The sequence below is a fragment of the Flavihumibacter sp. ZG627 genome (assembly GCF_000814325.1).
Taxonomy (GTDB): domain Bacteria; phylum Bacteroidota; class Bacteroidia; order Chitinophagales; family Chitinophagaceae; genus Flavihumibacter.
On sequence record NZ_JPHF01000008.1, the window covers coordinates 136284 to 157971 of the forward strand.

Here is a 21688-nt window from a genome sequence, read left to right on the forward strand (position 1 = left end):
ACCCCCAAAATCCTGAGACGAAAGGAAAGCATTCTCAGGATGGTTTCACCAGTTCGATGCCGTGTTCTTTGATATTGATAAGTCGCTGGCGGAAAAGTGTACCTACCGCCATCTTGAATGTTTTTTTGCTCATGGAAAAGAAGGAATAGATATCGTCGGGGTCCGATTTATCATGGTAAGGCAGGAAGCCGCCATTGGCTTCCAGCAGGCTGAGCACCTTGCCAGCTTCTCCGCCAACCCTTGCATAGCCAGGCTCACCGAGGGCAACGTCGATCTTATTTTCTTCGCGGATGGTTTTGATATATCCCTTCATCCGAAGCCCCACATGTATATCGCGGTAGATATCACTGAAATGCAGCACCCCTGTGTGCAGCCCATTGATAATAACCACATAGCCAATATCGGTGCGGCGATAAACGATGAGGTCTACCAGGTCTTTTTCTTTAACGGTAAGCGTATCGTTACTGAGGAATGATTCTATTTTTTCGGTGGCGGCAACGCGGCCGGTTTGTTCATCGATATAGATCTTAACGATGTAGATGCCGCCCACGCGCATCTGCATGAGCTGTTTGGTACGGGGAACGAAAATATCTTTCATGAGTCCCCAGTCGAGGAATGCACCCTGGTTGGTTACTGAAACAACTTTAAGCGGAACGATATCCCCCACAACACCAAAAGGCTTCTGGGTGGTGGCGATGATGCGGTCTTCGGAATCATGATAAACAAAAACGGTAAGCTCATCACCCGGTTTGATGCCGGGGGGAACAAATCTTTTTGGCAACAGGATGCCTTCATTACCATCATCCAGGAAAACCCCGAAATCAACTGCCCTTAATACTTTTAGCGTATTGTACTGACCAACCTTTACCATAATGAATTTTATTCTTTGGAAGGGTCAAAGGTATTATTTTTTTAGGGCGGCCGTCAAACTGTCGAGCCGGCGGGTCAGTAAACTGATGGTACTATCCTGCCTGAGCAGCTTTTTTTCCTGGTTGATGGTGAGTTGGCGGATCAGTGCCGGGTCATCCTGGAGGTTCTCCAGTTCAGGTGTTTTATGGATGATGAATTCAACATCCGGGATACCATAATCGGGTGTTTTACGCAAGAGGGCCACCTCGGCTTCAGCAGAGGGCAGGTGACCGGTAAGATATATTTCAACTCTCTTTGGAGCGGTTTCCAGTTGCATCTCTGTTTTCAGGATGGAAACATCCAGCGGGGTGATCTGTTCTTTTATGAATTTCTCTACCCGGCCGGTCGCCTTGCGGGTTTGGGCAAGCTGCCAGGCAAAATAGGAAGCGGGAATCAGACTCGCGATAGCCAATACATATACGATACGCGCCTTAATGGGTTTCTGGCGGAAAGCGACCACTTTGGCATATTTCATGTATTTCGCCAGCAGCATTACGGCAAGCCCGATATAGATACAGTTGATTATATAGAAATAAGAACCACCCCAGAAATAATGCCATTGGAGGTTTGCCAGTCCATACCCGGAAGTAGATAGCGGCGGCATGCAGGCAGTAGCCACTGCAACACCCGCAAGCACCTTAATTCCCCTCAAACGGGTGATGCCAATAAAGCCTGCCAATCCTCCAAAAAAAGCCAGCATCACATCAAATATGGTGGCATTGCTGAATGCTGCAAGTGCCTTGGTGGGTTCGCTGAAAGGAGTTACCAGGAAAAATAAAGTGGAGGAAAGCAGACTGATCACAAAACCAATAAGCCAGTTCCATCCGCATTCTTTGAGGAGGCTCCAGTTGTTGGTGGCCATACTGAAACCGAGACCGATGACAGGTGCCATAAGGGGCGACATCAGCATGGCGCCTATAACCGCATAAGCAGAATCCATGTTCAGCCCGATGCAGGCAATAAACATGGTGAATACCAGCAACCAAAGATTAGCACCCCTGAATTTTACTTCGGCCAGTATCTCATCTCTTGTTTCTTCTTCAGACTCTTCACGGGGTATCCTGGCTATCCAGCCAATATATCGGCGAATAGTATCAAATCGGGCTGTCATGGTATGTGTTTCTTGAAATGGTACTGAAATATACTACATGGAAGGTCATTTTAATCTGCTGATCGGAACAACTCATACAGAGAAAACTACTACTCGCCGGAATTTACTATGTCATGCGATTTATCTTTTGGATGTTTGGGTGGTAATAGAAGCAAAATGAAAAAGCAATCAATTCTCCTCATTTCTGATTGCTATTGCCACAATAGTTTTTTGTGAGCGGCGATTGCTTGGCGAAGGGATTATCTGTTTGCCTGTTATCGTCACCTGCACCTGTTGAAGAGGTTGCGGAAACCGGCAAGGAACTCATCACCATGATGGAAGTGATATTCTAAGCGTCCCTATCGGGGTCGATATGCAGTCCGCGGAAAAATTCGGAAGCTGATAACTCCTTTACTTCACCCGGGGGCAGTTTAGTTATATCAAGATCTTCAATTGATACACGCACCAGTCTCATCACCCTGTTTCCTACGGCATCAAACATTTTCCTGACCTGCCTGAATTTACCTTCTGTAAGGGTAATGCTTGCCCATGCATGCGGCAGATCGGGCCTCACTTCCCAGGCGCCTGGTGTAAGCCAATCGGGCCTTTCGGCATAGCTCACCTCACAGGGCCTTGTAATATAGGTGCTTCCGCCTGTGGAGGAAATGCCAACACCATTGCGGATCTTTTCCAGCCTTTCTTCGGGAAGGAAATGCCTTACCTGAACCAGATAGGTCCTCTTATGCAGCTTAGCGCTATTGAATAAAAGATTGGTAACACGTTTATCGGTAGTGAGCAGGAGAAGCCCTTCCGAATCTTTATCAAGCCGCCCGATGGCGTGGGTGCCATCGGGAAAGCTGAAATTTATTTGCGTTAACAGGTTCACAGCATCGGGACTCACGAACTGTGAAACCATATCATGGGGTTTGTGCAAAACGAAATAGCGGTGTTCCGGATCCATCATTACTACTGGTCATTCTCTTCCAGGTCTTCATGCCGGTCGCCACCAAGACTATAATAATTATTCTCCTCATCCTCTTCACCAATGGCTTCATCGCGATCATCAAGTTCAGAGCCGGGTATATCAAGATCATCAGCAAGAGAATCTTCCGCCTTTACCGGTGAGGTTATAGGCTCACCATTTTCGTCGAGTTCAATTTTCTCTTCCTTATTATAGATATCTTCTTTTTCAGGATAATGCGGGTAGCCCGGAAACTTATCGTCATCTTTCTTGTCCATAACCTAAGTTTTAATCGTTAAAATGACTGCTTGTCAACAGCATGAAAGTAACGATTTCTCTGCTAAAACTTTTGCATCCAGCAGGGCAATCATGCGTGCTTTATTTTTCCGCAGCCATTGTTCAAAGGGCTGCATGGAAGCATTAAGGGCATAGCTTTCAATAAGATCGAGGCGACGGCTGGGGATGAATCTCCGCTGTACATCAAACATTTTGGCAAGTTCCTCCGCACCCGGAAAGCCAAAGGCAGCATATGTTTCGCGGGGTATATGACTATAGACTATCTCCCTCTCCAATACCTTACTCATTGTAGCCGCATATTTATGGCAGCTATCATCGGCTCCAACAACACCAACGGTTCTGCCAATATATTGAACAAAAGTAGCGGGAAGGTTTTTTGACCGGGTATAATCTGAGAGCGCAGCCTTCATATCGCAATGCGGAACTGATAATTCTCCACCCGAAAGTTTTTTATAATTGGCTAGTGAGCTATAAACAAAATGCTGCACCCCTGATTCACTCACCGCATCAATCAGGTTTTACCCTGTTCCAGTTCTTTTCCAAAATGCTACCAGAAATTGGTGAGTCCAAATACACCGTACACGCCCTGCTTTGCCTGCAGCAGGCTGGTCTTATCGTCAAGATCGCCTGTAACAATTTCTGCACCGGCTGCTGCAAGCTCCAATGCTTTTTCACTGCCAGCGTTTCTTGTAAGCACGCGAACCCCAAATTTCCCCTGCTCCAGCAAGGCTTTCGCTACACTACCTCCCTGCGCCCCTGTGGCACCGGTTACGAGGATCATTTATTTCTGATTCATGATAAAGGTTTAATGATTATGGTTATTGATATAAATAATTAATTCAGTTGAGATAGTTTTTTCGGAGCGGGAACAATGTTCTTAACAGGGGGCGTTGATTTCAGGAAAGCATAGATAGCCCTGATATCATCGTCATGGAGACTGCTGAACTGAGGCCATGGCATGGGCGGAAGCAACTGCCTTCCTGTTTCAAGTCCCTTATACTTTCCCTGTGTGATAGCCCTCTTAAATTGCTCATAGCTCCAGTTACCGATACCGGTTGCATCGCTGGTGATATTACCCGCGAAGGATGCACCCCATGGACCGGCAATGGCGGTGAAATCGGGACTAAAAAGCACCCATCCCTTCTTCACTTCATTGCTGTCGAATGCAGGTAATACAGTGCCGGCAGTATGACCCGAAAGCCTGAGTTCGGGGATGATGACCGGCCCTTCTGGTCCCATTGATTTAGGCGAATGACAGTCGTCGCACAGCATGGAGGTTACGAGGTAATCACCACGCGCAATCAATGCCGAATCCGGTATCTCTTTTTTTGCTGTAGGAACATTGCTGGCAAGATCCTGGCAGGCTACAATTGCTGCCGCTATAACAACTGCCATAGCTGCAAGCAGGAAGATGATCTTTTTCATTAGACAAGGTTTAAACATTAAAAGAATCGTAGAGCAATTTACTTCATGGTAAAGGGCAGGGAAAGGTCAAGGGGAACGGACTGTGAAAAAGGCGTTGTGAATTGCGCAGGCACCACATTATATTTGGTAGCGCAAACAAAAGAGATGGATAAAAATCACGTGGTACGGATCAAAAGTAGTGACAAAAAAGGATTGATCGCCGGCATATCAGGCGTGATGCATCGTAATGATCATAATATCCTGGTGATGAAAGAATTTGTGGAGCAGGAAACGGGAATGTTTTTCTTAAGACTTGAAGTATCGGGAACATTAAATGCGCCGGCACTGGAAGATGCTTTAAAAGAAGTGCTTCCGGGGGAAGCAGAGATCAGTATCATTCCGAGGAAACTCAAGAATATAGTTATCATGGTAACGCGGGAGCATCATTGTTTGAGCGACCTGCTGGTGCGTCATTACTTCAATGAACTGCATGCCAATATACTGGCGGTGATCGGAAATTATAACAGCCTCCAACCATTCACAGATAAATTCAATATTCCCTTTCATACGATCAGTCATGCCGATAAAAGCACGGAACAATTTGAAGAAGAGGTGATGGAATTACTTGATGGGTATCAACCTGATTACATAGTACTGGCAAAGTTCATGCGCATATTAAGTCCGGATTTTGTAGCCCGATACAATGAACGCATCATCAATATACACCACAGCTTCCTGCCTGCATTTGTTGGTGCCAATCCCTATAAGAAAGCATTTGAAAGAGGCGTTAAATTAATTGGCGCAACGGCGCATATAGTGAACAATGATCTTGATGAAGGTCCTATCATCACACAACAGATCATCCCGGTAAAACATGATGATAACCTGCGCGATATGATCGAGGCGGGTCATGAAGTAGAGAAGGCTGTGCTGGCAGAAGCATTGAAAATGGTATTGGAAGACAGGGTTTTTGTTTCCGGCAACAAGACCATTGTTTTTACCTGATGGGATAATAGCTATATTTATTCCATCCAGTACAATCATCCATGATGCAAAGAATCATTCCTTCTTCTGGCGAGAAACTTCTGGTGGTGGGTCTTGGTACCTGGCAGCAATTTGATGTAGGCAGGGATGCAGCAGTAAGAGCACCGTTGAAACAGGTGTTGCAGGAAATGGTTCGGCATGGCGGGAAACTGATAGATTCATCGCCTATGTATGCAAGGTCGGAAGAAGTGATCGGTGATCTCACAACAGAAACGGCGCATGCCAATGATTTCTTTTATGCCACCAAGGTGTGGACAAGAGGAAAGCAGGAGGGCATTGACCAAATGAATGCTTCGCTGAAGAAGATGCGCAGGAAAACGATGGACCTGATGCAGATCCATAACCTGGTTGATTGGCAAACACATTTTCTTACGCTGCGAAAATGGAAAGAGGAAGGCAGGATCAGGTATATCGGGATAACACATTATACCAACTCGGCGCATGAAGATCTGGAAAGGATACTTGTAAAAGAAAAACCTGACTTCGTTCAATTCAACTATTCGATCCGCGAGCGCAATGCGGAAAAAAGATTACTGGCCGCAGCAAAAGATAATGGTGTTGCTGTCATAATCAATGAACCATTTGAGAAAGGAGAATTGTTTGGATTGGTAAAAGGAAAGCCACTACCCCCAGCGGCAGCCGAATTTGATATCAGGAGCTGGGGACAGTATTTTCTGAAGTACATCATTTCGCATCCGGCCGTTAACTGTGTGATACCGGGAACATCCAATCCAAACCATGTTGCTGATAATATGGGTGCGGGTCATGGTAAATGTCCCGATGAAGTCGCAAGAAAAAAAATGATAAGCTACCTGCAACAATTTTGAAACAACTTTTAAACGCCAACATGGATACAAAAACAGTAAACAATATTAACAAAGACCTTATACTGAGAGAGCGGCTGGCATTGGAGCGGACGATCATGACCAACAATACAACACTGCTCGCTTTTATAAGGACATCCCTTTATTTTGCTGTGGCCGGACTCACCCTCAACAACCTGCTTATCATTAAGTATGGAGTACTGGTAGAAGTGATCTGCTGGATAGTTTCAGTAACGATCATGACCATTGGGCTCCGTAATTATTTTGTGCAGAAAAGAAAGATAAAGGAAAGCGAGAAGCATATCGGCGACTACAAACTTGAGTGGGAAAGCTAATACAGGTAAGAAGTAAGAAGTAAGAGGTGAAACAGGTAAGAGGTAAGAAGTAAGAGGTAAGATTTAGGGGAAGAATGGGAGCAGGGGCCTAATTAGTCAATATTATTCAGAAAATCAATTAATGTTTGTTCGGTGGGGATCTGCAATTTTTTCCTAAGCCGGTAGCGACTGATCTCAACACCCCTCACAGAAATATTCATCAGCTGTGCTATTTCTTTTGAAGAAAGATTCAACTGCAGGTATGCACAAACTTTCAGATCTGTATTGGTGAGCTTCGGATATTTTGTTTTTAGTTTTTTTAGGAAGTCGTTATTGATCTCATCAAAGTGAGTGGCAAACTTATCCCAGTTCTCATTGTTCTTTTCAATATCATTAAGCAACTGAAGCGTCTTCTTGATGGGATAGGTGTCTCCGCTATCCTTATAGAGTTTCTGCAACTCCCCTTTCACCTTCGTTAATGCATCCGTACGTTCAACCAGGTGCAGTGTTGTATCAGCCAGTTCACGGTTCTTATAGATCATTTCACTGGCAAGCTTTTCATTCTGCAGCTTGATGATCTCCTTTTCATTCTTTTCAATCTCGAGCTGGTGAAGTATGTTGATCTGTCTTTGCTTTTCTTCATACTTACGTTTCTGCAGTAGTAGTTTTTTCTCCTGCCATTTATTGATCAGGTATACCAGTAATATCAATAAACTTAAATAAAGAAGATAAGCCCATACAGATTTATACCATGGCGGGTCAATTATAAAAGTATAGGTGATAGCTTCCGATTCAACACCAAGATTGCTTCTTGCCTTTACCCTGAAAAAATATTTTCCATTGGCAAGGTTGGTATAATCCTTTTCTGTTTTGGGTAACCAGGCACTCCACTCATCATCAAAGCCCTCCAGTTTATAGCTGTATTCAATATTATTCTGCAAGCCAAAAGCCGGACTGCTGTACTCAAAATGAAGGGAGTTATAACCACTGGGAAGATGCATTGGGTCGTTCTTGTCTTCATAAAGCAGGTGCTGGGCTGAATCAGGAAGATATCCCCCAAAAATGGCGCTGTCAGATTTGCCGAAGGCCCTGATACTACCCAGGATTATCCCAGGATCTTTTCTGGATTGCAGGTATTTCTCGAGGTTGAGGTGAACGATCCCTTTTTCAGAAGCGATGAATATGTTGTTGGGGTCATAGGGATAAACATTCTCAAAGCCCGACAGTACCTGTCCGGAGAGTTCGGGGAAATAGGTAATGGTATGTTTTGAACTTGCATCTGTCTCATCGAATTCAACCACGCCGAGTTTCTTTCCACTACAAAACCAGATACGACCCTGCTGGTCTTCATTGAGGTATCTTAATTCCATTGAGCCGAGAACAGGTTTCAATAAAGGGGAAGGTTGAAATTTCCCGGTTTTCGCATCATATTCATATGCGCCTTTCTCAGTGGCAAAAACCACCCGGTTCTTTATTTTGAAAACATGGTTTCCGAGGGTGGAAGGCAGTCCATCTTTTTCGGTTAACAGCCGCGCGCTATAGGCTGTTTTATCAGTAGATAATTCAAGCAGGTAAATTCCCCGGTAGGGATGTGAAGCCCAGATGATTCCATTGTTATCAATAGCCAGGAATCGCAATGATTCATAGGTGCCCTTCAGGTTTCCCTTATCAATAAAATTGTTTCCGTAGAAGCCCAGCAATTTAAGTCCGGTGTAAGTGCCCACAATAATATTGGATGCCGGCACCACCTGTGAAGTGGGAACAAAAAGCCAGGAAGGTTCAGGTGCAATGGGTATGGCCCGCGCATCCTTAATAAGAAAGGTTCCTGCATTATGGGCAAGCAGGAGTTGCTGGTTTACCTCATCCAATCGCCACGACTGGCCGGCACTGTTAGGAATAAAACTGAAATCACTCCGGTTGAAACTGAGGTCTTTCTGGTCAAAGAAAAGTGGTGCCGCATAAGCGCCATCCGATGATGCTACATACAAATTGTTCTTATAGATACGTGCCCCAAATCCTGATAATTCATTCTCCTTATTAGGCCGTATATATTTGATAGCCGCATTATAGGCGATGAAACTGATTCCATTATTCAGTCCGGTCCAGAGATTCTTATCGCGGTCGAGAAAAACGCTGAGCACATTATTATTCTGCAATCCCTCCTTTTGAGATAACTGCTGGATGATCTTTCCCTGGAAGTCCATTATAATACAACCGGCGGAAGTGGTTCCCATCACGAACTCCTTTTCATTCAGCTGGGCCACAGCATAAATATCACTTTTGATGGTGGCGGAGCCGATGCGGTTATAAGGACTGATGGCATCACCATGCACCAGGTAAAAGCCACTATTAAGGGTAACCAGCAGCAGGCTGTCTTCGCTGATATCTACTATGCCGAGGATATTCTTATTACGGAGCAGGTCATTATTGGCCAGGGGTTGCCACTCACGGTTCCTGAACTGGAAAAGTCCGTTTTGCTTATCCTGGGCAAAAAGGCGGGAGCCAGCCTTCTTCAGCAGCACCCACTCTGTGGTGGCCGGATAAGCCTGGATACTGTTGTTCTTCCATTCAAAGATCCTGTCCATGGCCCTGAAGAAAACTGAGCCGTTGACGATCTCGATATCCCAGATATCCGCAAAATTCTTCTGGGCAGGCGGAATAAATTCAAGGAGGGATTCATAGAGGAGAAAGCCCGCCTTATCGGGTTGGAAAAAACCGATCTCTCCCTGTCCGCCGGTATACACCCTCCCCTGGTGGTCAAGTGCCAGGGAGCGCATAATGGTTTTATTGGGAAGGGGAAAGTTCTTCCAGTAGGTACCGTCGTAAGTGATCAGTCCCTCATTATTGGCGAAGAACAGGACACCGCTACTATCCTGCCTGATATCCCAGGTTTGGGTACCGCCGTGGTAATCGGTCTTGCTATAATTGATGATCTGGGGCAGGCCGATGGTATTTTGTGCCATCCCATGGAAGGAAAGCAGGATCATTGCCAGCAGGTAGAGCCCTAATTTCATCCGATAAACTTAATAATAAGAAATGATGTAGTAATGATGTAGTCGATAATTATTGATTATCAGCTGATTAATCAAACAAGTAGTAGCCATGTTGTAGGCGATTTCTTTAAGCCGGCTTTTCTTAGTTATAGTTTTAATGTCTCCGGATCTGGGTCCGGAAGAATTCTAAAAACTAAAGCTTGCGCTTATGAAAAATGTCTTGCAAAGGAGTTTCCTTTTTGCCTGCCTGCTGTTCATTACAGCAATCACCTGGGCACAAAATCCCGTTTCGGGAAAGGTGAGTGATGAAAAAGGCGACCCGGTTGCCAATGCTTCCATCCTTGTTAAAGGAACCAATATTGGAACCGCCACCAATGTTGCCGGGGAGTTTAGTCTCACGGTACCCTCCACAGCCACCACCCTGGTGATCACCTCTTTAAGTTATGAGGAGCAGGAAGTGGCCATTACCGGCACCACCCTTAATATAGTCCTGAAACTAACCGGCCGCCAGATGGATGAAGTAGTGGTGGTTGGTTATGGAGTTCAGAAAGTAACCAAGGTTTCGGGGGCCATATCCACCATCAAGGGCACCGAGATCGAGAAACTTAAACCTGTTCGGGCAGAAGATGCCCTGCAGGGAAGAGCCTCCGGAGTAATAGTGATCTCCCCCGGTTCACCCGGCGCCAAACCCACGGTGCTGATCCGCGGTATCCCTTCGTATACAGGAACCGATCCCATTGTAGTAGTGGATGGAGCCATCCAGACCCTCGACGATCTCAACTCCATCAATGCCGCCGATATTGAATCTATCAATATCCTTAAAGATGCTGCCACCACATCCATTTATGGCGTTAAGGGAGGTAATGGAGTTATTGTAATTGCAACCAAGTCGGGCCGCAAGAACCAGAAGACCGAATTCGGCTATAATGGCAACTATGGCATTCAGGAAGTGCAGAATATCATCGGCGTGCTCAATGCAACTGAGTATGCCGCCATTGCCAATGAAGGCAGTAAGGTTGCCGGCGGCGAACTCATCTTCCCTGATATATCTTCTTTGGGAGTGGGCACCAACTGGCAGAATGAAATATTCCACAAGGCGCCGCTTCAATCGCATGCCCTTACAGCAAGAGGGGGTAGTGATAAGCTCATCTATTTTCTCTCTGCTTCCTACCTGGGGCAGGATGGTATAGTAGGTGGTGGCGAAAAATCTTACTTCGACCGCCTCACCGGAACCTCCAATATATCTTATAACCTCTCGCCCAAACTAACATTTACCGCCAATACCAGCTTCGTGAATATCAGGGGATCAGGTATACCGGAAAATGCCATCAACGGGGTCATCTCCAACGCACTCAATTTTGATCCCACATTACCCATATATAATACTGTACCCGGCAGTTATGGAAAATATTCTACCAGTAATTATATCCTTTCAGAAATCATCAACCCGCTCACCCAACTGGCCGACAGCTATAATGAGTCTGCCACCAACAAATTGTACGGTAAGCTGGAGATGCAGTATAGCCTGCTGAAAAATCTGAAGCTCACATCACGTTACGGTTATACCTACACGAATGTTGTGGGGAAAAGCTTTAACCCCCTCTCCTATTATGGCGCTTCTCATATCAACTCCACCCTCAATGCCGATGGATCACCAAGGGCGGGGGCGCATAATAGTGTTGCGGAATACAAGAACACCTATTTCAACTACACCTTCGAGAATTTCGGAAACTATACTTTCAACCTGAATGATCTTCACGCCTTTGATATCGTAGCCGGATTCTCCGTTGCCAAAACAACCGGTAATGCACTGAACGGTTCAAGGCAGGATGTTCCTTTCAACTCATGGGACTATGCCGATATCTCTTCTGCAACAGGTACTGCACCAGCGGCGGGACTTGATGTTGGTTCATTCCAGTACGAAAGAAGAAACCTCTCTTATTTCGGAAGGGTTAACTATGATTATGATAATCGCTACCTGGCCTCCTTTACCGCAAGACGCGATGGCTCCTATGCTTTTGGTCCGGAGAATAAATTCGCGAATTTCTATGCAGGTTCATTGGGATGGCTGGTTTCTAATGAAGCATTTTTCAAGTCATCAATCATCAACAATCTCAAGATAAGAGGAAGCTATGGCGCTACAGGAAATGAGAATGTGAGTCCGCAGTACCAGAGAATATCCACAGCTATTTACAGCTATGGACTCGGACAAAATGCCGGCTATACATTCGGAGAAAACCCAACCTCAATAGGTGCTACCATCAGCAGCTTCCGCAATGACGCGCTGGCATGGGAAAAGCAGGAGCAGATGAATATTGGATTTGACATGGCCATCCTGAATAATAAGTTTTCTATCAGCGCCGACTACTATCAGAAAAATATCAGCGGACTGTTGTTTACGCCAACACTCTCACTTTACCTGGGAACCGCGGCATTGCCAACAGCCAATATAGGTACAACAGAAACAAGCGGGGTTGATATCACGCTGAGCTATTCAGAAACTGTTGCAAAGAAGCTGAAACTGAATACCTATGTGAATTTCACCACGGCTAAAAACCTGGTAACAGAAACCAATAACGGACTCATTTCGGGTGGAGGTTATGGTATTCCTTTCCAGAGTATCACAAGATTTGAAAAAGGATTCACGCCCGGCTATTTCTATGGTTACAAGACCAATGGATTATTCCAGAACCAGGAAGAAGCTAGCAGCAATGCAGCGCAGCCCGGCGCACAGCCTGGCGATATCAGGTATGCTGATCTAAATAAAGATGGCAGGATAGATGCAAATGACCGCACCCAGATAGGTGATCCTTTTCCTGAATTCACGATGGGATGGGGATTATCGATGGAATATAAAGGCGTTGACTTCAGCTCCTTCGTGTATGCATCAGTGGGAAATGAGATCTATCGCGCTTATGAAAGAAACCTTGCCATGACCAATAAATATCGTGGGGTATTAGGCAGGTGGACCGGCGAAGGCAGCACCAATGATGCGAGATATCCGCGCTACAGTTTTGTAGATGCTAACAATAATACAAGGGCTTCCGACCGCTATATAGAAGACGGATCTTTTGTAAAGATCAAGGATATACAGGTGGGATATACATTCCCGTCAGCCTTACTGAAGAACAGTAAAATAAGCAAGTTGCGCATATACGCCCAGGTGAAGAATGCATTCACTTTCACGGAATATTCGGGATATGATCCTGAAATATCAGGCGGCATATTTGACACAGGAATTGATCGTGGAATCTATCCACAGGCAAGAACATGGTCGTTCGGAATTGACGTTAAACTTTAATGCAACAAAACTTAACAATGAAAAAGACTATCTATATAATAACCCTGGCGATACTGGTTCTGCTGGCACCGGCTTGTACCAAATTTGTTGACTACGATCCCAAGGAGGATTTCCAGATCACTGCCGAAGATTATTTCAAAACGGCCGATGATTATCAGAAGATGACGATCGGTGTTTATTCACCACTGCAATGGTTATGGGCAAATACCGTGATCGGTGATATCGCTTCAGACAATGCCGTTACAGGAGGAGAAAATGCAACGGATGTATTGGGACTGCAGCAGATAGATGATTACCAGGTAAACCCTGTTAACAGTTATCTCACAGAGGCATGGAAAGCCGCCTATGAAGGAATCAATCGCGCCAACTATCTTGAAGAGAATAAAACAAAGCTTGACTTCAGTGGAAAAGATGCACTGTATGGTGAGGTATATTTCCTGAGAGCCTATTACTATTTTGAGCTCACCAGGATGTTTGGGGATGTGCCTCTTTTTGTTGACAGGCGGCTGGGTGCATCTGATTCAAGGCAACTGACAAGAAGTCCAAAGGCAGAAGTGTATACACAGATAGAAAAAGATCTTGCAAGTGCTATTGCCAGCTTACCGGAAACCAATCCCGAAAAAGGAAGGATCACGCTCTATGCCGCCAAAGCGCTTCTTGCCAAGGTGTTGATATACCAGGAAAAATTTGAAGAAGCAGCGGCAGTACTTGAAAATGTTGAGAACTGGCCATTTGACCTGGTAGAAAATATGGATGATATTTTCCTGCAATCAGGAGAGAATGGAATTGAGAGTGTATTCGAGATCCAATATTCCAATAAGAGTCCGTTTTATGATTGGTCGAACCCGGGAAGGGGACAAGGCAACCTGGCGGTACAATCGGCCGGCATCAGAAACCTTACAGGATCAAGTCCCTATGGTCAGGGCTGGAGTATCAACCTCCCAACCCAGGATCTGGCTGATGCATTTGAAGAAGGCGACCAGCGTAAAGACGCCACCATCCTCGATATTGAAGCTTACAAAGCAGCCAATCCGCAATTCAATATTACCTACCTGGTAGCACCATATAAAAACACGGGACTTTACAACAAAAAATACCTGCCGCGTAAGGGAGAAACATCCGGGCAGGTAGAGCTGAACTACCTGAACAATTTCAGGACCATCCGTTATGCAGAAGTATTGTTGATGGCTGCGGAAGCGTATAATCGTTTACCCTCGCCCGTTACTGCCAAAGCACAGCAGTACCTGAATATGGTACGCGAACGTGCATTCGGAGACCAGTTGCATAACATTACATTATCAGGGCAGGCGCTTACAGAGGCTATCTGGGAAGAAAGGCGACTGGAGCTTGCCATGGAAGGCGACAGGTTCTTTGACCTGGTACGCACCGGTAAGGCAGCAGCAGCAATTACAGGTTTTGTTGTAGGAAAGAATGAATTATTCCCCCTTCCGCAGCAGGAGATTGATATCTCCGGACTGGAACAAAATCCAGGTTATTAATCCCTAAATCTATCAGCAATGAATACGCTAAAAAAAATATACGCTGTGCTGTTCCTACTAACCCTGATGGTTAGTTGCAGTAAGCAAAGCTTTGATGATACTGGTTTTGCAGACCAGGCTGCCGCCCCGGCCAACCTGTCGGCACTATTTGATATAACGCAGGACAATACAGGTTTGGTGACCATCACCCCCAATGGTGAAGGCGTTGCCTACTACCAGGTTTACCTGGGAGATGGTACTACGGCACCTGTTAAAATACTGCCGGGAAAAAACACCCGTCATACCTATCCCGAAGGTAGTTATGATGTAAGGATCCTGGGGATTGGCATTAACGGCCTTACAACAGAAAGTACACAAACGCTGACTGTTTCCTTTAAGGCGCCCACTGATCTTGAAGTGACGGCATCTGTTGATCAGGCAAATCCATTCCAGGTAAATGTGACTGCAAAGGCAAACTACGAAACACTCTTCAAGGTTTACTTCGGCGAAACAGCAGATGAAGAACCTGCATCATTCATGGAAAATGAAACCATCAGCCATGTTTATTCAACAGTTGGCAGTTACACCATCCGGGTGGTTGCATTAAGCGGTGGGGTTGCAACAACAGAAGTAGAAAAACTGATCACCATAGAAAATCCTTTATTACTCCCACTTGATTTTGAAGGCGCAGCGTCAAACTATCCATTCATCAATTTCGATGGAGGAGATGTAACGGTGATTGATAATCCGCAGGCCGGCGGAATCAATGGTTCCGCAAAGGTGGCAAGGATGGTGAAGAATGCCGGACAGCCATGGGGCGGAAGCGTTATCAGTCTGGGCAGGCCAATTGATTTTTCTGCCAACAAGATATTCCGCATGAAAGTTTATTCCCCGCGCGTGGGTGCAAAAGTTTTACTGAAAACAGAGAACATAAGCGATGGTAGTATCAATTTTGAAAAAGAAGTAACTACCACAATCGCCAATGGATGGGAAGACCTTGCATTTGATTTCAGCACAATCAATACTGCCAATAGTTACCAGAAGCTCGTGCTGATCTTTGAATTGGGAACTGTGGGTGATGGATCAGCGAATTTTACTTTCCTGTTTGATGATATCCGCCTTACCAATAGTCTCCCCTCGGGAACTGCGCAGATAAATTTACCGGTAAGCTTTGATGATGAAGCGGTGAACTATACTGTAACTGATTTCGGAAACAACAGCACAATTGATGGTGTTGATCCCACCAATGCTGCCAATAAAGTAAAGATCACTACCAAGCCTTCAGGTGCAGAAACATGGGCCGGAACAACCATTGGAACAGCATCCGGCTTTGCAACTGCTATTCCGCTTACCGCTACCAACACAAAGATGAGTGTTAGGGTATATTCGCCCGCAGCAGATATACCGGTCTTATTGAAGATAGAAGACCATCGTGACCCAACCTTGTCGGTTGAAACAATCACGAGAACAACCGTTGCCAATGCCTGGGAAACGCTGGTGTTTGATTTCAAAAATCATGCAACCGGAACAGCGGCATTAAATCTAGCCACCACTTATGACAAGGCGTCCATCTTTTTCGACTTTGGAACCACAGGTAACGGGAAGGTATTCTACTGGGATGATGTTGCCTTTGTAACTGGCGGATCATCGGGCAGCTTGGGATTGCCACTCGATTTTGAATCAGCAGCACTCACCTATACATTCAATGATTTCGACGGAGGGGCTGTAACCGTAATCCGCAATCCTGAAAAATCAGGGATCAATACCAGTAATACAGTTGGCAGGATGATCAAGAATCCGGGACAGCCCTGGGGTGGAAGCTGGATCGCACTAAGCAGTGCCATTGATTTCTCCGTGAAGAAAACATTTAAGGTGAAAGTGTTTTCGCCGAGAGCAGGTGCAAAATTATTGCTCAAGGTAGAGAACCAGAATGATGGTGGAATCAATTTCGAAAAAGAGGTAGCCACCACAAAGTCGGGCGAATGGGAAGAGCTGACATTCGATTACAGCGCTATCAACACAGCCAATTCATACCATAAGATCGTATTGATCTTTGACCTTGGCGCTGTTGGAGATGGATCCGCCAACTACACCTATCTCTTTGATGACATCACGCTTAATTAATCTCAACTAATCAGTCATGCGAAATAAAATCTTTTTTCTTTTCATTCTGCTGATGGCGATGCAGGTATTGCTGCTAAGCTGCCAGAAAACAGAATATGCATTTGGTGAAATTAAAAATCCCGATGCCTTAACGCTCGATATAACAATTGCCGGAACCGATGCCAATAATCCTGATGGCAATGGAACCGGACTGGTGAACATTGTATCAACTGCGAGCAATACACTCACTTACCAGATCGATTTCGGTGATGGGGTTGTGAAAATGGTGCCTTCCGGAACAACAGAATACAAGTATGGCATTCCGGGTACCAATGAATATACCATCACGGTAAATGCCATCGGAACGGCTGGAGTGGTATCCACCATCAGTAAAAAGATCAAAGTGAATGTTGTGTTCGAGATACCGGTGGCCATACTCACGGCATTAACCAATAATGACAGTAAAATATGGGTAACAGATAATGAGGCTACTGGTCATATTGGAGTGGGACCGGCAGATAATTTTGAACCCATCTGGTATCAGGCGGCGCCCAATGAAAAAGCAAGTGTTGGCTGCCTTTATGACGATGAGATCCGTTTTACGAAAGATGCCAATAACAGGGTTTATATGGAACTGGATAATAAGGGACAGAGCTTTGTGCAGGGTGCTTCTGTGGGCGCCTATGGATTCAGCGGTCCCGAGGCCTGTTATGACCTTAACACTGCCGGCTCCAAAGCGCTGATATTTTCTGATGCAACATCGGGATCAAACAGCGGCAATTCAACCGGCATACAATTCATTGTTCCGGGTGATGGTATCGTTAATTTTGCCACGGGCAGCAATAGCTATGAGATCCTTTCCATTACAGAAACCACCATGCACCTGCGAGCTATTGGAGTTGATGGAAATGCATGGTACCAGAAATTAAAAGTAAAATCATAAATAATGCGAAATCTTATGAGCATAACAATTTCGATCCTATGTGCTCTTGCGCTCTTAAGCTGCAAGAAATCAGACGGTGATGCTGCGCCAACAAATGTTGCCCCTAGCAACCTGGTTATACAGAGCACTGTATCGATGGATGGCAGCGGTAAAGTAGATTTCAAATCCACGGCCATTAATGCCAGTACCTACCAGTACGATCTCGGTGATGGAGAAAGCCTGGTGTCAACAAACGGCATCGCTTCCTATATATATAAAAAACCAGGAACCAATACCTATGTGGTAACGGTTAAGGCGAGTAATGCCAGCGGACAGAGTATTTCGAAATCAACCCAGGTTTCAGTAACCGTTGCAGGAGGAAGTGCCGAACCCCAACTGCTATGGTCAGACGAATTCAATACCAATGGCGCACCCGATCCCGCTAAATGGGGATATGATATAGGGAGGGGCGACAATGGCTGGGGAAATGCAGAGTTGCAGTATTATACCAACCGTGCGGAAAATGTTTCGGTGCAGGATGGCAAGCTAAAGATCACAGCCAGAAAAGAAAACTACAGCGGTGCCGCCTATACCTCAGCGAGGTTACTGAGCAAGGGCAAATACAGTATGAAGTATGGCCGTGTGGAGATCAGTGCAAAAATGCCGGAAGGTGTTGGAACATGGCCAGCACTCTGGATGCTGGGGAATAATATTGATGCCGTTAGCTGGCCCGCATGTGGCGAGATAGATATCATGGAACATCTTGGTCGCGACCTGAATAAGATCTATGCAACACTTCATTACCCGGGCAGGTCAGGGGGCAATGCTGATGGCAATACCAGAACCATCGCCAATGCAACCACCGAATTCCATAAGTATACATTGATATGGACGGCAAGCACTATCCAGATGCTTGTTGACGACCAGCCGATCCATACAGTTAACAACAGTTCTTCCCTTCCCTTCAATCAGAATTTCTTCTTCCTCATCAACATGGCCGTTGGCGGAAATTTTGCAGGAGCAGTTGATCCCGCATTTACGAACGCTACTTTCGAGGTGGATTATCTTAGAGTCTATGACAGGTAAGAAGTAAGAGGTAAGAGGTAAGATTTGAGGAGAGATTTGGGGAGAGAACGCCTTTGGAGCAGTGAAGAGCTTCAGAGGCGTTTTGATTTAGGGGTGCTGGAAATGGGAAGGAAGAAGTAAATTTAATTATGAGAAAAGGATTCAAGGGTATTGTGCCAAAAACGGTGGATGAGTACCTGGAATTGCAGGAACCAGAAATCAGAAGCGCCCTGGAAAAATTGCGTAAAACAATACGATCTGCTGCACCAAAGGCAGAGGAAATAATCAGTTATCAGATCCCCAGCTATAAATACAATGGAGCATTGGTACATTTCGCAGCCTTTAAAGATCACTGTTCATTTTTTGTTGTAAACAAACAGCTATTGAAAGACTTCGAAAAAGAATTGCAACCTTACAAGACCTCAGGAACTACTATTCACTTCACACCAGAAAATCCTTTGCCAGCAACTGTTGTTAAGGAGATCGTGAAAAAAAGAATTATTCAAAACAAGAGCCGATTATGAAACCATACGTTATTTGTCACATGCTTGGGTCAGTAGATGGAAAGATCAAACAGGATATCTGGGGATTCAAAGACCACCATAAATATTTTGAAGAGCCGGCCGCAAAAATAAAGGCCGATGCCTGGCTGGTAGGTCGCGTTACGATGCAGGAATTTTCAAGCAAGAAAATTCCCGCGAAGAAGAGTGTGAGTATCCGCATCCCCAAAGTTGATTTTGTTGCCAAACAACCCGCCAAGAAATTTGCGGTGGTGATTGATCCTTCCGGCAAATGTTATTGGGATACTAATATGGTTTCAACAGAGCATGTAATTGAAGTGCTCACCGAAAAGGTTTCATCTGCATACCTCGCACACCTGCAGGAGAAAAATGTTTCCTATATTTTTGGCGGCCAGGCAGAACTGGATCTGAAACTTGTTTTAGAAAAACTTAATAAGCTATTCGGTATTAAGACCGTGCGCATTGATGGTGGCGGCCATGTGAATGGATCATTCCTGAAAGCCGGACTTATAGACGAATTCAGCCTCGTGCTGGCGCCAGTTGCTGATGGCACCATCGGCGCGCTTAGTGTATTTGAAGCAGAGAAGGGATATGGGAAACGAAAGGCAACCATTTTCACCTTAAAATCAGTAAAGAAGATCTACGATGATTTTTTATGGATCAGGTATATTGTTGCGAAAGGGAAAAAACTGTAAAGCTCTCTGCGCTTTAAAAAGAAAAACAGTCACCGGTATTATTTCGCAGGATCATATCAATTTCCGATTCTGTTACTCCCGCTTTTTTCAGGGCAGGGAGTAGTTTCGTAAACAGGGTGCTATAAGGGATACTATTACCATTTTCGAAAAGATCCAGTTTATTGTAAGAGCCATTCTCAAGTACAGCCCATCCATCATCATGAGAAATCAGCAGTCGATGAAGCATGTTCCTTTTTTTGAGGAAAAGGATCATACCTGCATATTGCTCCCATGATTTTTCACTAACCCCATCCAGACTGATCCACACACCTTCATTCGCCAGCATTGCCCTTTCTTCATCGGTACCATTTTGTGCATGCACCCAGATCAGTTTCTCCGGTTTCCAGTTTGATTTCTTTAGTTGCTCAAACGCAGAAATGGCTGCCTGTCCACTCCCCGAGTGAATGGCTATAGGCAGTAAAGATTTCCTGCTTAGCAGTATAGCCGCCGCCAGCATTTTTGCTTCAATTGAATCGAGGGCAGAACTGCCGGCACCGAGTTTTATAAAGCCCGGCCTGATGCCTGTACCCCCGATACCATTGGTCCATTCTGCTTCCCAACGTGAAGCAATACCCGCAGCATTTTCAGTGAAGGCATAGGGTGGCAGGTACTTTTTATCAACCGCAGAATAGAGTCCGGTATTGGTAACAATATTAAGATCGGAGAGCTCCGAAAGCTTCTTCAGCAGGGCGGGATTCCTGCCGATAAAATTGGGCGTGCATTCAATAAGCGTGTTGATACCCTGGCCTTTGAGGCGAAGCAGTTGGGGAAGGATTTTTGCGATCACAACACTATCATCTCCCGGAACATCCACCACAGTGGCAGCCCCAATGAAATTGGTGACGATATGTTCATGAGCGAGCGTTCTTCCTATAGCGTCGGCTTTAACCTTACCTCTAACCGTCATGATGTATTTCTGCTGCGCAAACAGCGGACAAGCAGATAAGGAGAGCAACAAGAAAATTATTGACCTGGCTAACATTCAGATAATTTGATTGGGAAATGCAAACGCAGATATTTTTGCCAGAGCTAATTTAAGTAACTAAATTCAGAGAGAAGATCCTACCCCTCTACTACCCTCCTTTAGTTTCGTTGCCCCCAACATTGTTTCTTTAACCCAAATAACCATATAATGAAACAGTTATTCCTATGGGGCATGATTGCCATGTTCCTTATTTCCTGCAACAATGAGAAGCCTGCTGCCGAAAACGCAGATGAGTCCACCACCACTACCACTACCACCGCTGCTACCAGGATGCCGGCAGAAATTGTAGCGGAGTCAAAGTACATTGATATGGGCAAAAATGCCATCGCTGCGCTATCGGGCGGAGATATTGACGGCTGGATGAAAGACTATGCCGACAATGCAGTCTATGCCTGGAACAATGGAGACAGTATTGTAGGAAAGCCGGCCATCACTGCTTATTGGAAAAAAAGGAGGACAGAAGTGATCGATTCAATCACCTTTCATGATGCCATCTTTCTACCGGTGAGGGTTAACCAACCACAGAGCATTGAAGCGCCGGGTGTATGGCTGATGAGCTGGTACAGGGTGAATGCAAAATATAAATCAGGCAACAGCATGAGCCAGTGGATACACACCGATATGCATTTTGATGCCAATGATAAGATCGACAGAGTGATAATGTACCTCGACAGATCGGTGATCAGGTCGGCGGAAAGCGGCAAGAAATAAAATATGACTCAAATATGTATCAGACAACTTTC

20 protein-coding genes are annotated in these 21688 nt (G+C 45.3%); 11 read left to right on the top strand and 9 right to left on the bottom strand.

Annotated elements, in window-relative coordinates:
• Positions 1-34: 34 nt before the first annotated feature.
• The 7 genes from HY58_RS14965 to HY58_RS14995 form a co-directional block, all read right to left on the bottom strand.
• On the bottom strand, positions 35-871 hold the full coding sequence (locus HY58_RS14965; RefSeq protein ID WP_039133669.1) for a S1 RNA-binding domain-containing protein: 837 nt from the start codon (positions 869-871) through the stop codon (positions 35-37).
• A gap of 33 nt (positions 872-904) precedes the next feature.
• Positions 905-2020, bottom strand: a complete 1116-nt coding sequence (locus tag HY58_RS14970) for a DUF389 domain-containing protein (RefSeq protein WP_052324177.1) — start codon at positions 2018-2020, stop codon at positions 905-907.
• A 328-nt stretch (positions 2021-2348) separates the two neighbouring features.
• The gene (locus tag HY58_RS14975) at positions 2349-2963 is read right to left on the bottom strand and encodes a pseudouridine synthase (RefSeq protein ID WP_039133672.1); all 615 of its coding nucleotides are present in this window, start codon (positions 2961-2963) and stop codon (positions 2349-2351) included.
• A 2-nt stretch (positions 2964-2965) separates the two neighbouring features.
• Positions 2966-3238, bottom strand: a complete 273-nt coding sequence (locus HY58_RS14980; RefSeq protein WP_039133675.1) for a hypothetical protein — start codon at positions 3236-3238, stop codon at positions 2966-2968.
• Positions 3239-3271: 33 nt separating this feature from the next.
• Positions 3272-3772 carry an NmrA family NAD(P)-binding protein gene (locus HY58_RS14985; RefSeq protein WP_082022188.1) on the bottom strand — a complete coding sequence of 167 codons (501 nt, stop codon included), beginning with the start codon at positions 3770-3772 and terminating at the stop codon, positions 3272-3274.
• Between the two features lie 32 nt (positions 3773-3804).
• Positions 3805-4038, bottom strand: a complete 234-nt coding sequence (locus HY58_RS14990; protein ID WP_039133680.1) for an NmrA family NAD(P)-binding protein — start codon at positions 4036-4038, stop codon at positions 3805-3807.
• Between the two features lie 53 nt (positions 4039-4091).
• Positions 4092-4682 carry a c-type cytochrome gene (locus HY58_RS14995; protein WP_039133682.1) on the bottom strand — a complete coding sequence of 197 codons (591 nt, stop codon included), beginning with the start codon at positions 4680-4682 and terminating at the stop codon, positions 4092-4094.
• Between the two features lie 144 nt (positions 4683-4826).
• Between HY58_RS14995 and purU the strand changes: the two genes are divergently transcribed.
• The 3 genes from purU to HY58_RS15010 are packed head-to-tail and all read left to right on the top strand — an operon-like array spanning position 4827 to position 6864.
• A complete protein-coding gene (gene purU / locus HY58_RS15000) occupies positions 4827-5666 on the top strand; it encodes a formyltetrahydrofolate deformylase (RefSeq protein ID WP_039133784.1) in 840 nt (279 codons plus the stop codon).
• A 44-nt stretch (positions 5667-5710) separates the two neighbouring features.
• Positions 5711-6532 carry an aldo/keto reductase gene (locus tag HY58_RS15005; protein ID WP_253271587.1) on the top strand — a complete coding sequence of 274 codons (822 nt, stop codon included), beginning with the start codon at positions 5711-5713 and terminating at the stop codon, positions 6530-6532.
• A 20-nt stretch (positions 6533-6552) separates the two neighbouring features.
• Entirely contained in the window at positions 6553-6864 is a 312-nt protein-coding gene (locus HY58_RS15010) for a DUF202 domain-containing protein (protein WP_039133685.1), read from the top strand.
• Positions 6865-6956: 92 nt separating this feature from the next.
• Here HY58_RS15010 and HY58_RS15015 read toward each other — a convergent pair whose 3' ends face one another.
• Complete coding sequence (locus tag HY58_RS15015) at positions 6957-9857, bottom strand: triple tyrosine motif-containing protein (RefSeq protein ID WP_039133687.1); 2901 nt, start codon at positions 9855-9857, stop codon at positions 6957-6959.
• Positions 9858-10044: 187 nt separating this feature from the next.
• On the opposite strand from HY58_RS15015, the gene HY58_RS15020 reads away from it, so the two are divergent.
• From HY58_RS15020 to HY58_RS15050, 7 genes are all read left to right on the top strand, one after another.
• Positions 10045-13137, top strand: coding sequence for a TonB-dependent receptor (locus HY58_RS15020; protein WP_039133690.1), 3093 nt, complete (start codon positions 10045-10047; stop codon positions 13135-13137).
• Positions 13138-13154: 17 nt separating this feature from the next.
• Positions 13155-14636, top strand: coding sequence for a RagB/SusD family nutrient uptake outer membrane protein (locus HY58_RS15025; RefSeq protein WP_039133693.1), 1482 nt, complete (start codon positions 13155-13157; stop codon positions 14634-14636).
• An 18-nt stretch (positions 14637-14654) separates the two neighbouring features.
• Positions 14655-16739, top strand: coding sequence for a hypothetical protein (locus HY58_RS15030; RefSeq protein ID WP_039133695.1), 2085 nt, complete (start codon positions 14655-14657; stop codon positions 16737-16739).
• Between the two features lie 16 nt (positions 16740-16755).
• Positions 16756-17661: a PKD domain-containing protein gene (locus HY58_RS15035; protein WP_039133698.1), complete on the top strand. Its 906-nt coding sequence runs from the start codon at positions 16756-16758 to the stop codon at positions 17659-17661.
• 15 nt (positions 17662-17676) lie between these two features.
• Positions 17677-18726: a family 16 glycosylhydrolase gene (locus HY58_RS15040; RefSeq protein WP_216593814.1), complete on the top strand. Its 1050-nt coding sequence runs from the start codon at positions 17677-17679 to the stop codon at positions 18724-18726.
• 128 nt (positions 18727-18854) lie between these two features.
• A complete protein-coding gene (locus HY58_RS15045) occupies positions 18855-19229 on the top strand; it encodes an iron chaperone (RefSeq protein ID WP_039133704.1) in 375 nt (124 codons plus the stop codon).
• The gene (locus HY58_RS15050; protein ID WP_039133706.1) at positions 19226-19921 is read left to right on the top strand and encodes a RibD family protein; all 696 of its coding nucleotides are present in this window, start codon (positions 19226-19228) and stop codon (positions 19919-19921) included. Before HY58_RS15045 ends, HY58_RS15050 begins: the two co-directional genes overlap by 4 nt.
• A 13-nt stretch (positions 19922-19934) precedes the next feature.
• On the opposite strand, the gene HY58_RS15055 is transcribed toward HY58_RS15050, so the two are convergent.
• Entirely contained in the window at positions 19935-20942 is a 1008-nt protein-coding gene (locus tag HY58_RS15055) for a phosphotriesterase (protein ID WP_039133709.1), read from the bottom strand.
• 150 nt (positions 20943-21092) lie between these two features.
• Here HY58_RS15055 and HY58_RS15060 point away from each other — a divergent pair, with 150 nt between their 5' ends.
• Complete coding sequence (locus HY58_RS15060; RefSeq protein WP_039133711.1) at positions 21093-21656, top strand: nuclear transport factor 2 family protein; 564 nt, start codon at positions 21093-21095, stop codon at positions 21654-21656.
• The last annotated feature ends 32 nt before the right edge of the window (positions 21657-21688 follow it).

Bases quoted from the DNA above. Each gene is read 5' to 3' on its own strand.
- HY58_RS14965 (WP_039133669.1), bottom strand. From the start codon at position 871: ATGGTAAAGGTTGGTCAGTACAATACGCTAAAAGTATTAAGGGCAGTT.
- HY58_RS14970 (WP_052324177.1), bottom strand. From the start codon at position 2,020: ATGACAGCCCGATTTGATACTATTCGCCGATATATTGGCTGGATAGCC.
- HY58_RS14975 (WP_039133672.1), bottom strand. From the start codon at position 2,963: ATGATGGATCCGGAACACCGCTATTTCGTTTTGCACAAACCCCATGAT.
- HY58_RS14980 (WP_039133675.1), bottom strand. From the start codon at position 3,238: ATGGACAAGAAAGATGACGATAAGTTTCCGGGCTACCCGCATTATCCT.
- HY58_RS14990 (WP_039133680.1), bottom strand. From the start codon at position 4,038: ATGATCCTCGTAACCGGTGCCACAGGGGCGCAGGGAGGTAGTGTAGCG.
- HY58_RS14995 (WP_039133682.1), bottom strand. From the start codon at position 4,682: ATGAAAAAGATCATCTTCCTGCTTGCAGCTATGGCAGTTGTTATAGCG.
- purU (WP_039133784.1), top strand. From the start codon at position 4,827: ATGGATAAAAATCACGTGGTACGGATCAAAAGTAGTGACAAAAAAGGA.
- HY58_RS15005 (WP_253271587.1), top strand. From the start codon at position 5,711: ATGCAAAGAATCATTCCTTCTTCTGGCGAGAAACTTCTGGTGGTGGGT.
- HY58_RS15010 (WP_039133685.1), top strand. From the start codon at position 6,553: ATGGATACAAAAACAGTAAACAATATTAACAAAGACCTTATACTGAGA.
- HY58_RS15015 (WP_039133687.1), bottom strand. From the start codon at position 9,857: ATGAAATTAGGGCTCTACCTGCTGGCAATGATCCTGCTTTCCTTCCAT.
- HY58_RS15020 (WP_039133690.1), top strand. From the start codon at position 10,045: ATGAAAAATGTCTTGCAAAGGAGTTTCCTTTTTGCCTGCCTGCTGTTC.
- HY58_RS15025 (WP_039133693.1), top strand. From the start codon at position 13,155: ATGAAAAAGACTATCTATATAATAACCCTGGCGATACTGGTTCTGCTG.
- HY58_RS15030 (WP_039133695.1), top strand. From the start codon at position 14,655: ATGAATACGCTAAAAAAAATATACGCTGTGCTGTTCCTACTAACCCTG.
- HY58_RS15035 (WP_039133698.1), top strand. From the start codon at position 16,756: ATGCGAAATAAAATCTTTTTTCTTTTCATTCTGCTGATGGCGATGCAG.
- HY58_RS15040 (WP_216593814.1), top strand. From the start codon at position 17,677: ATGAGCATAACAATTTCGATCCTATGTGCTCTTGCGCTCTTAAGCTGC.
- HY58_RS15045 (WP_039133704.1), top strand. From the start codon at position 18,855: ATGAGAAAAGGATTCAAGGGTATTGTGCCAAAAACGGTGGATGAGTAC.
- HY58_RS15050 (WP_039133706.1), top strand. From the start codon at position 19,226: ATGAAACCATACGTTATTTGTCACATGCTTGGGTCAGTAGATGGAAAG.
- HY58_RS15055 (WP_039133709.1), bottom strand. From the start codon at position 20,942: ATGTTAGCCAGGTCAATAATTTTCTTGTTGCTCTCCTTATCTGCTTGT.
- HY58_RS15060 (WP_039133711.1), top strand. From the start codon at position 21,093: ATGAAACAGTTATTCCTATGGGGCATGATTGCCATGTTCCTTATTTCC.